We start from the raw sequence: 15,428 nt of genomic DNA, 5'->3' as shown, positions 1-15,428 counted from the left end.
CCGGATGGCCGGTGCCCCAGGAGGCATCAGAATTTGTGGCTGACGTTCAAGTACCAATAGCGACGCAGCGGCGAATAAAGCTGGCCCTGATAGCCACTGGACGACAGCGGCGGCGCCTTGTCGAACAGGTTGCGCACGCCGATGCGCATGCTGGTGCCGCTCAGCGATCCCTCGGTGAAGCGATACTGGCCGTAGAGGTTCGCCGTGGTGGTCGCCTTGACCGTCCAGTAATCGCCGTCCGCATCGATCAGGCCGGTGTCATAGACCTTGCCGGTATATTGGGCGAAGGCGCCGACCGTCACATTATTGAGCGACCAGGTGAGCGAGGCCGAACCGCGCCACTTGGGCTTGCGGTCGAGCTGCAACAGGCTGCGGCCGCCCGAGATGTTGACGGCGGCGTCGATGTCGCCCGCGTCCTGCGCCGCCAGCAGTTCGGCGATGCCCGGCGAGGGTTCCTGATAATATTTCAGGAAGTGCGACGCATTGACCGCGAAGTTGAAGCTGCCGATGCTGGTTTCAGGCGTGCGATAGGTCAGGTTGAAGTCCAGGCCCTTCACCGTCTGCGGCTGCAAATTGGTATATTGATCGAGGACGTAGAGAACCTCGCCCGCCGGGGTCAGGCCGGTGCCGGCAAAGGCTTCGATATCCGAAGCGGTGGCGGCGGCGCGGATCACGTTCGGATTGCTCGAACCCTGCTTGCGCAGCAGATAGTCGAGGATTAGCGCATTGCCTTCGCCGAAAATGCCGACCAGGCCGGTCTGGCGCACCCGCCACCAGTCGGTGGTGAAGGTCAGATGGCCCATGCCGTCGGGCAGCGGCGGCTCCAGCACGACGCCGAAGGACAGGGTCTTTGCCCGTTCGGGATCGAGATCCGGGTTACCCGAACGCCGGGCCGAGGTGGTCTGCGCCCGCGAACATTGCGAGAAGTCGGTGATGCGGCCGGCGCGGACGTCCGCCTCGCACATGATATAGTCGGTGCGGCTGTTCGCGCGCGTCACGACCGTCGCGTTGGTCTGCTCCAGGTTCGGGGCACGGAACGACTTGGCCCAGGAACCACGGAAGCGGATGCCGCGCACCACTTCCCAGGCACCGGCGATCTTGGGCACGGCGACATCGCCGAAATCGCTATAATGTTCGTAACGACCGGCCAACTGGAGATCCAGGCTGCGCACCAGCGGGATGTCCATTTCCGGCGAAACCAGCGGCACGGCAAATTCGGCATAGGCGCCGAACACTTCGCGATGGCCGCTGGTGTCGTTGTTGAGCGCGGAGTTGACGAAGTCGCCTGCAACCGCGCCAGTCAGCGGATCGGTATAGGTGATGGTGCCGTCGATGCGCGGATCGCGATCGTCGAGCTGGGTCTCGCGCCGCGCCTCGATACCGGCGGCAAAGCCGACATTGCCACCCGGCAGAGTGAACAGGTCGCTCTTGGAGAGGCGGAAGTCATAGGTCGCCAGGGTCGACTTGGTATAGCGAACCAGTTCCTCGCGCATCGCGTCGATGGTCGACTGGCTGTTCACCGACGTGCCGAAAATATTATAGGCGTCCGGGGTCGAGAGCGACAGATATTCCTGCAGCTTGGTGCGGCTGATATTGTCGCTGACGTCGCGGGCCCAGGCTTCGGAATAGCTGATCGCGCTTTCCCAGTTGAAGCCGTTGAACTCGCCGCGCAGACCGGCCAGCAGGCGATATTGCTGGTTGGTCACGGTGACGTTCATCGGACCGAAGTCATCGAACAGATAATTGTTGATGGTGAGCGGCAGGCCCTCGGCCGGGGCATTGGTGCCGGCCAGGCGGTTGGGATTGACGGTGCCGTTGGCGAACACGGCCTGACCCAGCGGATTCCAGTAATTGCTCGCCGGCACATAGATGGGGATCGAGCTGAGCGTCGCGACCGGGCTCTGCTGCGCCTTGGTCTTGCTGCGATAGAAGCCGGCTTCGGCGAAGAAGGTGACATCGTCGCTGATGTCATAATGGCCGGTCATGAACAGGTTGAGGCGGTTGAGGCGCGGCATGATCGACGTGCCCTGCGCCAGCGAGTCATAACGCAGGTCGCGGTCCGCGCCCGCCGTCGCCATCGCCCCATTCTGGATGCAGCGATCATTGCCGATCGCCGCGACACAGCCGGTGCTGCTGGTCGGCTGGAGATGGAACTGGCCCGATGCGTTGGTCAGGGACGTGCCGTTGATGGTCACCGGCACATTGCCATAGGTGCGCAGGTTGGCGAACGGCGTGGTGGTCGAACGCCCATCGAGCGAGGTCGAGCCTTCGAACGCGGTGCCTTCGAACAGGCCACGGCGGTCGGAGGACTCGGTATAATATTGCTCGGTCGAATCCAGGCCGGTGCCATGGTCATAGCTGCCGAACAGGGTGATGTTGCCCCGATTTTCGGCGAAGTTGGTGCCGATCACGCCATTGGCGTTGAACTCGCGCAGGCCGGTGCCTTCCGCGCCGCCATATTGCAGCGACAGCTCGGCGCCCTGATAATCGGTCTTGAGCACGGTGTTGACCACGCCTGCCACCGCGTCCGCGCCGTAAATGGCGGCCGCGCCGTCGCGCAGCACTTCCAGCCGCTCGAGCCCGTTCACGGGGATGGCATTGGTGTTGTAGCTCAGCACCGGCACCAGCTGGTCGTTCGCCTGGCTGGTCGGGTGGGCAACGACACGGCGGCCGTTCAGCAGCACCAGCGTGTTGCCGATGCCCAGGCTGCGCAGGTCGAGCGAGCCGACGTCGCCGCGCGCGCCGTTGGAGCTGCCGGGCAGATATTGGCTGTTGAACTGGACGTCGCCAAATTGCGGGATCGAACGGAACAGTTCGTCGCCCGATACGGCGGCCGCGCTCTTGATCTCGTCGGTCGATACCACCGTGACCGGCAGCGCCTCGTTGATCTTGGCGCCCTTGATCTGCGAGCCGACGACGACGATGCCGTCCGCCGCATCCGCCGCCGGGGCGGCGTCCTGCGCCAATGCGCTGCCTGCGGTCATGGCCCATCCCATGGCGATCAGGCTCGCCGCGCAGGCTCCCTTGTTCCGATACACACCCATATGTCTTCCCCTAGCTCCCGCCATCCGATCCCTTCGGATGGGCTCTGATCTTTTGAGGTTGTCCCCTCGTCCGGCTCGTGGCCGGAAACCCTCTCATTGTCGGAGACGCAGGCCCGAAAATTTCCCCCATCAAAAATTTCACTTTTGTGATGGTGGTATCCATCGCCCTGATCGATAAGCCGTTTCACCAGTGGGGGATGGTGCGGACCGCCCCGCTTCATGCAGCCAGGGGATCCTTCCATGTCACGCTTCGCCCGCTCCTTCCTCGCCCTCCTCGCGCTCGGCGCATCGGCGCCCGCCCTGGCCGGGCCGCTGGCCGATGGCGACAAGATGGCGATCATGGCGGATGTCGATCGCGGTGCGGACACGCTGGCCAAGAACGCGCTGCAGATCTGGAACTATGCCGAGATCGGCTTTCAGGAGACCAAGAGTTCGGCCCTGTTGCAGCAGCAGTTGAAGGCCGCCGGCTTCACGGTCGAGGCCGGGATCGCCGGCATGCCGACCGCCTTCGTCGCCCGCTTCAGGACCGGCGACGGTCCGGTGATCGGCCTGCTTGCCGAATATGACGCGCTGCCCGGCCTGCCCCAGGCGGCCGAGCCGGTGCGCAAGCCGATCGAGGGCATTGCCGGCCATGGCTGCGGCCATAATCTGTTCGGGGCCGCCTCGGTCGCGGCTGCGATCGCCACCAAGGACTGGATGGTCGCGCACAAGATCAAGGGCGAACTGCGCCTCTATGGCACCCCGGCGGAGGAAGGCGGATCGGGCAAGGTCTTCATCGTCCGCGCGGGACTGACCAAGGACGTGTCGGCGATGATCCACTGGCATGCCGCCGACAGCAACAGCGCGTCGCAGAATACCGCGCTCGCCAATATCAGCGGCAAGTTCCGCTTCCACGGCACCGCCGCCCATGCCGCCGCCGCGCCCGAACGCGGCCGCTCCGCGCTCGACGGGGTCGAGGCGATGGATGCGATGGTCAACATGATGCGCGAACATGTGCCGCAGGAAACCCGCATCCATTATGTCATCACCGATGGCGGCAAGGCGCCCAATGTCGTGCCAGACACGGCCGAGGTCTATTATTATGTCCGCCACCCCAACCAGCAGGTGGTCGCCGACATCATGGACCGGGTGAAGAAGGCGGCCGAGGGCGCGGCCATGGGCACCGGCACCACGGTCGAGTTCAATCAGGTCGGCGGCACCTTCGACCTGCTGCCCAACGACACGCTGGGCCATGTCATGTATGACAATCTGAAACAGGTGACCCTGCCCAGCTACAATGCGCAGGAACAGGCCTTCATCACCCAGATCCAGTCGAGTTTCCCCAAGGGCACACGCATGGGCGACGGCAGCGTCGAGGCCTATAGCAGCGGCGGCCTGACGCCGGCCTCCACCGATGTCGGCGATGTCAGCTACACGACGCCGACGGTCGGCATGGTCGCGGCCACCTGGGCGCCGGGCACCCCGCCGCACAGTTGGCAGGCGGTAGCCGCCAGCGGCACCAGCGTCGGCACCAAGGGCGCGGTCGTCGCTGCCAAGGCGATGGCGCTGACCGCCGCGCAACTGTTCCAGAGCCCGGACACGCTGGCGGAGGCGAAGGCCGAACTGGATCGCCGACGCGGCAAGGATTTCGTCTATCGCTCGCTGCTGGGCGACAAGGGACCGGCGCTGGAATATCGAAACGGGAAGTGACGATCCCGAAGCAGGACGATCACTCGCCCGCCTCCTTGTAGGCGGGCAACCCCAGCCCACGGCGGATTGCCAGCGCCCGCAGGCCAAATCCCAGCAGCGCCGCGATCACGCCGGCGACCGGCACATCCAGCCCGGCCAGCCGCAACAGCACGAACAGGCCGGAGGCGAACGCCGCGGCCGTGACATAGAGTTCCGGGCGCAGCAGGATCGACGGCTCGCCGGCCAGCGTGTCGCGCATGATCCCGCCGACGCAGCCGGTGACCACGCCCATCATTCCCGCGACAAAGGGCGGCACGCCAAAGCTCATCGCCTTAGCCGCGCCAAAGACCGCGAAGGCAGCCAGCCCGATCGCATCGAGCCAGTCGAGCGCATGATCGCTCCACCAGCAGCGCGGCGTGATCCAGACGGTAATGGCGGCGGCCATGCAGACAATCGAAGGCGCCGGATCATGGATCCAGAAGACCGGCGCATCGATCAGCAGGTCGCGCACCGTGCCGCCGCCCACCCCGGTCAGCAGGGCGAAGAAGGCAAAGGTCACCAATGTCTGGCGCAGGCGCGCGGCAGCCAATGCGCCGGAAGCCCCAAAGACGAAGGTGCCGATCAGGCTCAACGCCTCCAGCACGGGTCCGATATGGGTGGCGATCGTCGGGGTCGGCGGCAGCATGGCTTTCCGTAGCCGCTATCGGGCGCCAGCGGAAGCCGGCGCCCGAGGATCGATCATTTCCGGCCCTTCTCGGCCGACAAACGGGTCATCAATATGGCCGCCCGCTTGGCCTGGCGCGGCATGGTGGACAGGTCCGCCTTTTCCGCCGGGCTATGGTCGCCGGTCGAGGCGAGGCCAAGACCCACCAGCCCGTCGACATCCTGCGCGACGAAGCTGATATCGCCGGCGCCGCGCTTGAGCGGATCAAGCTCAGGCATTTCGGGCAGGCCCAGATCCTTGTTGATGCCATTGAGCTTGCCCAGCAGCGCGCGGTTGCCCGCGGTTGGTGCCATGGAGGGATAGCCCAGGTCAAAGGCGATGCTGGCACCAGTGCCGGGCAGATGGCCGGTATCGACGATCGCCTGCATCTTCGCCCGCACCCGCTCGGTCTGGTCCTGGCTGAGCGTGCGGAAATCGCCCTTGGCGACAGCGATCGGCGGGATGATGTTGGTCTTGCCGGTCACGGCGATGCGCACCCCGTCCTTGTCGACATCGGCGCTCTGGCCGCCACCGATCAGGCCGACATTGAAGGTCAGGTTGGGTTCCGGCAATTCCTTGCGGAAAGCGGTGATGATCCGCGCCATTTCATAGACGGCGCCATCACCGGCGGCGGCCGAGAAGATGCCCGAACTGTGCGCCGACTTGCCGCTGGTGGTCAGCGTCCAACTGTTGGAGGAGCGGCGCGCGATCGAGCCCATATCCTTGCCGTCCTCGCGGCTCAGCCCCTCGAAATCGAGCGCGACGTCGGCGCGCTTGCCGGCCGCGATCAGATCAGCGCGCGAGATCGAGACCGGATCGCCCGAATCCTCCTCGTCACCGGTCAGCACCACATCGATATTGGCGTTCTTCAGCGTGCCGGCCGCCTGCATCGCCTTCAGGGCCAGCAGCATCGTCACCACTCCGCCCTTGTCGTCGCCGACACCCGGTCCGGCAGCCCAGTCGCCCTCGCGCTTGAAGGTCTGGAACGGCGAGTCCGGCTCGAACACCGTGTCGAGATGGCCGATCAGCAGCATCTTCGTCGTGCCGACCTTGCCCTTGTGAACGGCGATGAAATGGCCGGCGCGCTTGACCGCATCCATCGGTTTCCAGGTAACGGTGAAGCCCAGCGCCTCGAACTCGGGACGCAGCATGTCGGCCACCGCCTTGACGCCGACGACATTCATCGACCCGCTATTCTGGTTCACGATCTTTTCCAGCAGGGCGATCGCGGGCTCATGACCGGCATCGACGCTGGCACCGATCTTCTGCTCGGCCGGGCTCAGCGCCGCCTGTGCCGTGGTCGCCAGCAGCATCGCGCCGCACAGCGCCGCCTTCACAATAGTCTGTCGCATGGGTTCGTAACTTCACCGAAACAAAGGAAAAATGGGCCGCTCCGGGGCAGCCGTAGAATAGAACGGGTGGCGCGCGCAGACACGCCACCCGTCGGACGCTTATTTCGCCAGTTCGGTTTCGATCGCAGCAACCAGCGCCGGATCGTCGGGCGCCATTGTCGGTGCGAAGCGGGCCGCGACGCTGCCATCCTTGGCGATTACGAACTTCTCGAAATTCCATAGGATTTCCGGCACCGGATTGGGCGTCATGCCATAGCCCTTGAGGCGCTCGCGGAAGCTGTTGCCATCGCCCTGCGCTTCGGGCAGTGCGCTCGTCAGCGCGGCGTAGAACGGATGCTTGTCCGGCCCGCTGACCACGATCTTCTCGAACATCGGAAAATCGACGCCGAAATTGGTGGTGCAGAAGGTGGCGATCTCGTCGTTGCTGCCCGGTTCCTGGGCACCGAAATCATTGGCGGGGAAGCCGGCAACCACCAGCCCCTTGTCCCGATAATCGGCATAGAGCTTTTCCAGCCCCTCATATTGCGGCGTCAGCCCGCATTTGGAGGCGACATTGACCGCAAGCACCACCTTGCCGGCATAATCGGCCAGGGTCGCGTCGGCGCCCTTGATGGTCTTGAGCGGTATCTGCTGGATTGCGGTCATGCATCATCTCCCTTGGATATCAGGCGGCGGACCTTGCCATCATATGGCGGCGCCGAAAAGATGGCCCGCCGCAGCGGTGACAGCCATCGCCAGCGCGCCCCAGAAGATGGTGCGCAGCATCGACCGGCCCGGCCGCGCCCCGCCCAGCCGCGCCCCGACATAGCCAAGCAGCAGTAGGCAGAGCAGCGACACCGGCACGACGCTGATCCCGGCCAGCGACGGCGCGATGGCTGCGGCGACCACCGGCGGCGCCGCGCCACAGGCGAAGCTCGCTGCCGAGGCCAGCCCCGCCTGTACCGGCCGCGGCGTGCTGAGGTCGGAAATGCCAAGCTCGTCGCGGGCATGGGCGCCCAGCGGATCGGTCGCCATCAACTGGGTAGCCACCTGCCCAGCCAAGTCCCGGTCCAGCCCGCGCTCGACATAAATGTCGCGCAGCTCCTCCCATTCCGCATGAGGCTGCGTCGCCAGCGCCTTCTTTTCCTTGGCAAGATCTGCACGCTCTGTGTCCGACTGGGCGCTCACCGACACATATTCGCCCGCCGCCATCGACATGGCGCCGGCCACCAAGGCGGCAATGCCCGACAATAATATGGACTCGCCCGTCGCGCCCGATGCGGCGATCCCGGTCATCAGGCTGGCGGTCGACACGATGCCGTCATTGGCGCCCAGCACGGCCGCGCGCAGCCAGCCGACCCGGTTGACATAATGGACGGCATGATGCGGCCGTGGCGGCTCGACGCGCGGCGTGGTCATATGATGGAGCCCCCTGTCAGATCATCCAGCCCGTTGGCTATCAGATGCAGGGGACAGCGCAAGGGGCTCAGCCCAAGCCCTCGGCCTTCTCCGCCAGTTCCAGCCAGCGTTCCTCGGCCGCGTCCTTCTCCGCCCGCGCCCTCTCGATCGCAGCCGTCAGCGCCGCGAATTTCTTCGGGTCGCGGGTATAAAGCGCCGGGTCGGCCAGCGCCTCCTCGTCGCGGGCGATCGCCGCTTCCAGTTCCTCGATCTTCTTGGGCAGCAGGTCGAGGTCGCGCTGGTCCTTGTAGGTCAGCTTGGTCGAGGCCGGCTTGGGCGGCGGCGGGGCCGCAGCCTCCTTCTTCTCCGCCTTGGGCGCACGGCGCGGATCGCGCTTGGCGATCCAGTCGGCATAGCCGCCGACGATCACATCGACCTTGCCCGATCCGTCGAGGCCGAGCGTAACGGTCACGGTGCGATCGAGGAAATCGCGGTCATGGCTGACGATCAGCACCGTGCCATCATAGTCCGCGATGACTTCCTGCAGCAGGTCGAGCGTTTCGAGGTCGAGGTCGTTGGTCGGTTCGTCCAGCACCAGCAGGTTGGATTCGCGGGCAAATTCGCGCGCGAACAACAGGCGCGAGCGCTCGCCACCCGACAGGGTGCCGACCTTGGCCTCGGCCAGCGAGGGATCGAACAGGAAGTCCTTGAGATAGCCATGGACATGCTTCCGCACGCCGCGCACGTCGATCCAGTCGCCGCCCTCGGCCAGCACGTCGCGCACGCTCTTGTCGCCCTGCATCAGGCTGCGCTGCTGGTCGATGAAGATCATGTCCAGCGTCTTGGCCAGCGTCACTGCGCCGCTATCGGGCGCCAGTTCGCCGGTCAGCAGCTTCAACAGGGTCGACTTGCCCGCACCATTGCCGCCGACGATGCCGATCCGGTCGCCACGCTGCACGCGCAGCGAGAAGTCGTTGATGATCGTGCGGTCACCGAAATTCTTGGTGACATGCTCGGCCTTGATGACGCTCTTGGTCTTGCTGTCGTCGCTCGCCACCGCGATCTTGGCAGTGCCCTGCGGCCCCTGCATTGCGGCACGCTGGGCGCGCATCTCCCACAGCTTGGCGAGGCGCCCCTGGTTGCGCTTGCGCCGTGCGGTCACACCGCGCTCCAGCCAGTGCGCCTCGATCTTGAGCTTGGCGTCCAGCTTCTCGGCGGCGCGCGCCTCCTCGGCATAGACCGCTTCCATCCAGTCCTCGAAACCGCCGAAGCCGATCTCGTTACGGCGCATCTGGCCACGGTCGAGCCACAAGGTCTGGCGGGTCAGGCGGGTCAGGAAGGCACGGTCATGGCTGATGACGATGAAGGCGCCGGTATAACGGGCGAGCCAGCTTTCCAGCCAGTCGATCGCCGCGATATCCAGATGGTTGGTCGGCTCGTCCAGCAGCAGCAGGTCGGGTTCGCTCGCCAGCGCGCGGGCGATCGCCGCGCGGCGGCGCTCACCGCCGCTCGCGGTCGCGGCCTCGCGCGACAGGTCGATGCCCAGCTGGTCGGCGATCGCCTCGACCTCATGGGCGGGCGGCGCGAATGCGCCGGCCAGCGCAAAATCATGCAGCGTCTTGAAGGCGCTGACATCCGGATCCTGCTCCAGCGTCACCACCCGCGCGCCCGGCTGCACCGAACGAATGCCCTCATCCGCCTCGATCTGACCGCCGATCAGCTTGAGCAAGGTCGTCTTGCCCGCGCCGTTGCGCCCGATCAGCGCCAGCCGGTCACGCTGGCCGACATGGATGTCGATATGCCGGAACAGCCAGTGGCTGCCCTGCGAGAGGCCGAGATTTTCGAACGAGAGAATGGGTGCTGCCATGGCGGTGCAGCTAGGGCCTATCGGGCGTTGGGGCAAGAGTGGAACCGGAAAGCTGTCGGACGGCTTTCAACGCAGGACAGCGTCCATTCATCGCACCCCGGCCAAAAACGGGTGCAGGACTTACAGAGGAGACCATGTCCATGAAATCCGCTCTCGCCCTGATGGCGCTCGGCGCCGCCGCACTGCCTGTCGCGGCTGTTGCCCAGACCAGCGTCACCATCGCCGAGACCGCGCCGGTGGTGACGTTGAACGTCACCGAAAGCGTCGAGGCCGCGCCTGACGTCGCGACCATCGGCACCGGCGTCCAGACCAAGGCCCCGACCGCGGCCCAGGCGATGAAGGACAATGCCAGCAAGATGGACGGGCTGATCGCGGCGCTGGCCAAGGCCGGCATCGCCAAGGCCGACATCCAGACCAGCGGCATCAACCTCAACGCCCAATATGATTATAGCAACCGCGACGGCCAGCCGTCCGGTCCGCGTTTCCTGGGCTATGAGGCGTCGAACCAGCTGAGCGTCAAGGTGCGCGACGTGAAGAAGGTCGGCGCACTGCTCGATACCCTGGTGCAGGCCGGCGCGACCAACATCAACGGCCCCAGCTTCTCGGTCGAGGATCCGAGCCCGCTTCAGGCCCAGGCCCGCGCCACCGCGCTCAAGACGGCCAAGGCCCAGGCCGATTTCTATGCCCAGGCGGCGGGCTATCGCTCGGCCCGGCTGGTCTCGATCTCGGAAAGCAGCAGCGGCGGCAATGCGCCGATGCCGCTGATGGCGGCCCGGTTCAAGGCCGACGCCGCGCCAACCCCGGTGGAACCCGGCCAGGTCAGCGCATCGATCAGCCTGACGGTCCAGTACGCGCTGGAACGCTAAACCGTCATTCCTCGACGCGCCAGTGCGGCACCGCAAGGTCCGCGCTGGCGCCTTTGACCAGCCGCGCGTCGATGCCACGATCGGCAAAGGGCTTGAGCAGCCCCTCATGCCCCTCCCCCTTGATCGACAGGTTGATCGGCAGGCCGGTGCGCTGCCCCGCCCACAGCACAAGCGCCAACCGATCCTTGTCCGTCACGGTCCCTTCATCATCCAGTGCCAGCGACGGCAGTGGCAGGGTCGGCGGCGTAATCTCTATTGCCCAGCCGGGCGTTGCCGCCGCCGCCCGCCGCTCCAGCGCCCAATAGGCGCCGAGGCCCGCATCCGGCAAAGCCCGCGCCCGCACCACCGCCCGTTTGCGCGCGGTATCCACCGTCACCGCATCGGGATTGGCCCCGGCGACCAGTGCCAGCCGGTCGGTCAGGCGATCGACCTGGCCCTGCACCTCACGCCGGGCGGTCTGGGCGGCGAGCAACTGGGCATTGTCGGCATCCGTCCCCTCACCCACCCGGATCTGTTCGATATCCAACGACACCGGCTTGCCCAGCATGTCGCCCAGAATATGGCCGGCCCGCTCGGACGCGTCGCGCTCATAATGGCTGGTGAGGACGCTGGCGGTCACGGCAAGCGGCTTGGCGGCGAAATCCAGGTCTAGCTGCGCGATCCGGGCGCCATCGGGAAATTCGCGCCGGATGACGTCGCGGGCATCGCGGGCGGCCCGCGCTTCCCAAGCGATCTGGCCGAGCGATAGGCCGAGCGGCACTGCCAGCGCCAGGAAGATGGCACCGATGAAAACCATCTGCAGCCAGCTCTGGCTGGGCGACAGCCGCCGGCCAAAACCATAGAGGCGCGCCATGATCGCCGCAGCCAGGGCGATCGTCACGAAATTGGTGAAGAAGAGCAGGAAGGCACCGCCCGCGACTGTTGCGTTAAGCGTCGCCAGTCCAAAGCCCACCGTTGCCAGCGGCGGCATCAGCGCGGTGGCGATTGCGACGCCGACGATCGTGCCCGCCTTGCCGCGAATCATCGCATAGGCGCCCGCCAGCGCGGAAAAGAGCGCGACCATCAGGTCGAACAGATTGGGCCGGGTGCGCGCGGCGATTTCACTGGTCACCGTCTGCAACGGCGACAGCAGGACGATGAAGGCGGTGAACGCAATCGCCACCAGCGCCCCGCCCGCCAGCGCGACGATCGTCCGGCGGATTTCACGCGCATCGGTCATGGCGAGGCCAAAGCCCAGCCCGACGATCGGCCCCATCAGCGGTGAGATCAGCATCGCGCCGATCACCACGGCCGGCGAGGAGAGCAGCAGGCCGAGCACCGCAATGCCCGCCGACATCAGGATCATGAAGGCGTAGGACGGGGTCCAGCCATCATCGGCCCGGACCCTTTCGAGCACCGCCTGATGATCGATCCCGCGGATCACATGGCTGCGCCACCAGCGCGGAACGGAGCGCCACAAGGGCGCATCGGCTACGGGCCTGTCATCTTCCATCTGCATGGCTGGCAAGCCTAATTCGCCCGGCCGCTCCTTTCCAGCGCGGAATGACCGGTCATTCACCACCTGTTCAATGCGCTTCGCCTATGCCATGCCCATGACAATGATCGCCAAAAGCCTGACTGCCGGACTGGGCGCCCTACTGGCCCTGTCCCTGATGACAACGGTCGCAGAGGCCGGTGGCCGCCGTGACGAGCAGGATGCCGCGCGCCGCGCGATGCTGGACGGCCAGGTCATGCCCTTTTCGATGATCAAGCGCCGGGTCGACGCCCAGGTGGGCGGTGCCACCTATGTCGGCAGCGAGTTCAACCCCTCCACCAATCGCTATCGCCTGAAATATGTGAAGGACGGCAAGGTGATGTGGGTTGATGCCGACGGCCGGACAGGCGATATCATCGGCTGGGCACGCTGACCGCGTGCCGGCCAAACCCATTGCGTCGATAACAAGAAACGGAACCCTATGCGCCTGCTGATCGTCGAGGATGAACCGAGTCTGGGCCAGCAGCTCAGGAACACGCTGGAAGGTGCCGGCTATGCCGTCGACCTCGCCACCGATGGCGAGGATGGCCATTTCCTGGGCTCGACCGAAAATTATGACGCCGTGGTCCTGGACCTGGGCCTGCCGACGATCGACGGCCTGATCGTGCTTGATCGCTGGCGCAAGGAAGGCCGCAGCTTCCCGGTGCTGGTGCTGACCGCGCGCGATAGCTGGTCCGACAAGGTCGCGGGCCTCGATGCCGGCGCCGACGATTATCTGGCCAAGCCCTTCCAGAGCGAGGAACTGATCGCCCGCCTGCGCGCGCTCATCCGCCGTGCCAGCGGCAACGCGTCGAGCGAACTGATCGCCGGCGACGTCCGCCTCGACACCCGTTCGGGCAAGGTGACGCTCAAGGGCGATCCGGTGAAGCTGACGGCGCAGGAATATAAGCTGTTGTCCTATCTGCTCCACCACAAGGGCAAGGTGGTCAGCCGCACCGAGCTGATCGAACATATTTACGACCAGGATTTCGACCGTGATTCCAACACGATCGAGGTGTTCGTGACGCGCATCCGCAAGAAACTCGGCGCCGATGTCATCACCACCATCCGCGGCCTTGGCTACAGCCTGGACGAGCCGGGGCGCTGATCCGCGCCCCATCCGCCTCCGTTCGCTGCGGGCGAAGTCGACAGGCGAACAGGTCCGTCCCATCGGCCATGTTTCTCGGCTGCGTATGCAGTGAACGGGTGTAGGATCATTTTGCATGGCCAGCCCGTCGCCCTCCCCCGTCCGGTCCACCGGGTCGATCAGCCGCCGCATGATCGGCATTGCCGCGCTGTGGATCAGCGTGCTGCTGCTGGGCGGCGGCGTCGCGCTCGACCGGGTGCTGTCGGACGCGGTGACGCGCAATTTCGACGACGGCATGAATTATGTGCTGACCGCGATGATCGCGGCGGCCGAGATCGGCCCGGACGGCGAAGTGCTGTTCAACCGCGAACTGGCCGACCAGCGCTTCCTGGAACCCAATAGCGGCCTCTATTACCAGATCAGCGCCAAGGGGCATGAGGATTGGCGGTCGCGATCACTCTGGGACCGGGCGCTCAAGGTGCCGGGCGACCATGCCGACCGCAATTTCCATGTCTATGACAGCAAGCAGTTTCCCGGCGAGGATCTGCGCGTCATGGAGCGCAGCGTCATCCTGCCCGGTTCCGACGCGCGCTGGATGTTCATGGTCGCGCAGGCGCGCCAGGGCCTCGATGGCCAGATCAAGACGCTGCGCTCCACCCTGTTCAAGAGCTTCGCGCTGCTGGCGCTGGGCCTGATCGTGCTCGCCACCTTGCAAACCATCTATGGCCTGCGGCCGCTGCGCAAGGTGCGGCTGGAAATCATCAAGATGCGCGATGGCGACAAGAGCCGGGTGACCGAACCCATGCCCGCCGAAGTGCTGCCGATGGTCGAGGAACTGAACGCCCTGCTCGCCCATAATGAGCGGCAGGCAGAGGAAGCGCGCACCCATGCCGGCAACCTCGCCCATGCGCTCAAGACGCCGCTGACCGTCATCATGAACGCCGCGACCGCCAATGCGCCGGACCTGGGCGAAACGGTCGTGCGCGAGGCGACGACGATGCGGCGCCAGGTCGACCATCATCTCGCCCGCGCCCGCGCCGTCGGCCGGCGCGGCGCAGCGCAGAGCCGGGCCGAGGTCTGGGCCAGCCTGGAGGCGGTCGAGCGCGCGGTGCGCCATCTCTATCAGGATGCGCGGGTCGACATGGACGGCGACAAGCATGCGGCGGTCCGCGTCGAGCGGCAGGATCTGGACGAAATGCTGGGCAATCTGGTCGAGAATGCCGCCAAATATGGCGGTGGCAGCGTGTTCGCGACGGTCAGCCGGGTTGGCGCAATGGTCGAGATCATGGTCGAGGATGACGGCATGGGCATCCCCGAGGCCGACCGGGTGCGCATCTTCGATCGCGGCGTACGCCTCGATTCGGGTAAGCCCGGCACTGGCCTTGGCCTCGCGATCGTCCGCGACGTCGCCGAAATCTATGGCGGGTCGGTGGCACTAGAGGAGAGTGAGGATCTGGGCGGACTGCTGGTCCGCCTGCGCCTGCCGGCCGCCTAACAAAAGGCGCGCGACGAAAGGCAATTGCGTTCCTGCAAATCAATAGCATAGACAGGACAGACCGGGCCGCATCGGCCCATTCCAGACGGGATCGACGGGTGCGGCGCCATCTCTATCTCATTACCGGCTTCATCTCGATCGGATTGGGCACGCTGGGCGCCTTCCTGCCGCTGCTGCCGACCGTCCCTTTCATGATCCTCGCGGCCTATTGCTTTGCCCGCTCCAGCCCGGAACTGGAGGCAAAGCTACTGGATCACAAGCATTTCGGCCCGCATATCCGTCGCTGGCGCGAACGCGGAGCGATCAGCCGCAAGGGCAAGAAGGCCGCGCTCGGCGCCTTCGCCTTTAGCGCGATCCTGGCGCTGATCTTCTCCCCCTTCCCCTGGTATCTGATCCCGCTGGCCGCCGCGCTGATCGGCGGCAGCTGGATCTGGACCCGTCCGGAAAGCTGAGCCG

General features: G+C 65.7%; 13 protein-coding genes. 6 read left to right on the top strand and 7 right to left on the bottom strand.

The window, feature by feature from the left end; genetic code table 11:
• Positions 1 to 26 precede the first annotated feature (26 nt).
• Entirely contained in the window at positions 27 to 3,044 is a 3,018-nt protein-coding gene (locus tag AC13EK_RS17735; RefSeq protein WP_069338220.1) for a TonB-dependent receptor domain-containing protein, read from the bottom strand.
• 240 nt (positions 3,045 to 3,284) lie between these two features.
• On the opposite strand from AC13EK_RS17735, the gene AC13EK_RS17730 reads away from it, so the two are divergent.
• Positions 3,285 to 4,733, top strand: a complete 1,449-nt coding sequence (locus AC13EK_RS17730; RefSeq protein WP_010336076.1) for an amidohydrolase — start codon at positions 3,285 to 3,287, stop codon at positions 4,731 to 4,733.
• 19 nt (positions 4,734 to 4,752) lie between these two features.
• Here the strand turns inward: AC13EK_RS17730 and AC13EK_RS17725 are convergent, their stop codons facing one another.
• The 5 genes from AC13EK_RS17725 to AC13EK_RS17705 all read right to left on the bottom strand — a co-directional run bounded on the left by AC13EK_RS17725 (position 4,753) and on the right by AC13EK_RS17705 (position 10,011).
• Positions 4,753 to 5,397 (bottom strand): trimeric intracellular cation channel family protein, encoded by a 645-nt coding sequence (locus AC13EK_RS17725; protein ID WP_069338221.1) that lies wholly within the window; start codon positions 5,395 to 5,397, stop codon positions 4,753 to 4,755.
• A gap of 53 nt (positions 5,398 to 5,450) precedes the next feature.
• A complete protein-coding gene (locus tag AC13EK_RS17720) occupies positions 5,451 to 6,767 on the bottom strand; it encodes a M20/M25/M40 family metallo-hydrolase (RefSeq protein ID WP_069338222.1) in 1,317 nt (438 codons plus the stop codon).
• Positions 6,768 to 6,866: 99 nt separating this feature from the next.
• Positions 6,867 to 7,412: a glutathione peroxidase gene (locus tag AC13EK_RS17715; RefSeq protein ID WP_069338223.1), complete on the bottom strand. Its 546-nt coding sequence runs from the start codon at positions 7,410 to 7,412 to the stop codon at positions 6,867 to 6,869.
• Positions 7,413 to 7,451: 39 nt separating this feature from the next.
• Positions 7,452 to 8,165 (bottom strand): VIT1/CCC1 transporter family protein, encoded by a 714-nt coding sequence (locus AC13EK_RS17710; RefSeq protein ID WP_010336073.1) that lies wholly within the window; start codon positions 8,163 to 8,165, stop codon positions 7,452 to 7,454.
• Between the two features lie 67 nt (positions 8,166 to 8,232).
• A complete protein-coding gene (locus AC13EK_RS17705) occupies positions 8,233 to 10,011 on the bottom strand; it encodes an ABC-F family ATP-binding cassette domain-containing protein (protein WP_017500461.1) in 1,779 nt (592 codons plus the stop codon).
• Between the two features lie 140 nt (positions 10,012 to 10,151).
• Between AC13EK_RS17705 and AC13EK_RS17700 the strand changes: the two genes are divergently transcribed.
• Positions 10,152 to 10,877: an SIMPL domain-containing protein gene (locus AC13EK_RS17700; protein ID WP_069338224.1), complete on the top strand. Its 726-nt coding sequence runs from the start codon at positions 10,152 to 10,154 to the stop codon at positions 10,875 to 10,877.
• Between the two features lie 4 nt (positions 10,878 to 10,881).
• Here AC13EK_RS17700 and AC13EK_RS17695 read toward each other — a convergent pair whose 3' ends face one another.
• Positions 10,882 to 12,375 carry a DUF389 domain-containing protein gene (locus tag AC13EK_RS17695; RefSeq protein WP_069338225.1) on the bottom strand — a complete coding sequence of 498 codons (1,494 nt, stop codon included), beginning with the start codon at positions 12,373 to 12,375 and terminating at the stop codon, positions 10,882 to 10,884.
• A 70-nt stretch (positions 12,376 to 12,445) separates the two neighbouring features.
• Here AC13EK_RS17695 and AC13EK_RS17690 point away from each other — a divergent pair, with 70 nt between their 5' ends.
• The 4 genes from AC13EK_RS17690 to AC13EK_RS17675 all read left to right on the top strand — a co-directional run bounded on the left by AC13EK_RS17690 (position 12,446) and on the right by AC13EK_RS17675 (position 15,424).
• A complete protein-coding gene (locus tag AC13EK_RS17690) occupies positions 12,446 to 12,784 on the top strand; it encodes a hypothetical protein (protein ID WP_069338226.1) in 339 nt (112 codons plus the stop codon).
• A 48-nt stretch (positions 12,785 to 12,832) separates the two neighbouring features.
• Positions 12,833 to 13,498 carry a response regulator transcription factor gene (locus tag AC13EK_RS17685; protein WP_069338227.1) on the top strand — a complete coding sequence of 222 codons (666 nt, stop codon included), beginning with the start codon at positions 12,833 to 12,835 and terminating at the stop codon, positions 13,496 to 13,498.
• Between the two features lie 169 nt (positions 13,499 to 13,667).
• Positions 13,668 to 14,972, top strand: a complete 1,305-nt coding sequence (locus AC13EK_RS17680) for a sensor histidine kinase (RefSeq protein ID WP_026109023.1) — start codon at positions 13,668 to 13,670, stop codon at positions 14,970 to 14,972.
• A gap of 98 nt (positions 14,973 to 15,070) precedes the next feature.
• Positions 15,071 to 15,424, top strand: a complete 354-nt coding sequence (locus tag AC13EK_RS17675; RefSeq protein WP_069338228.1) for a YbaN family protein — start codon at positions 15,071 to 15,073, stop codon at positions 15,422 to 15,424.
• Positions 15,425 to 15,428: the final 4 nt, after the last annotated feature.

Source organism: Sphingobium sp. L-44 (assembly GCF_056859495.1).
This window is presented reverse-complemented; position numbering and strand designations above follow the sequence as displayed.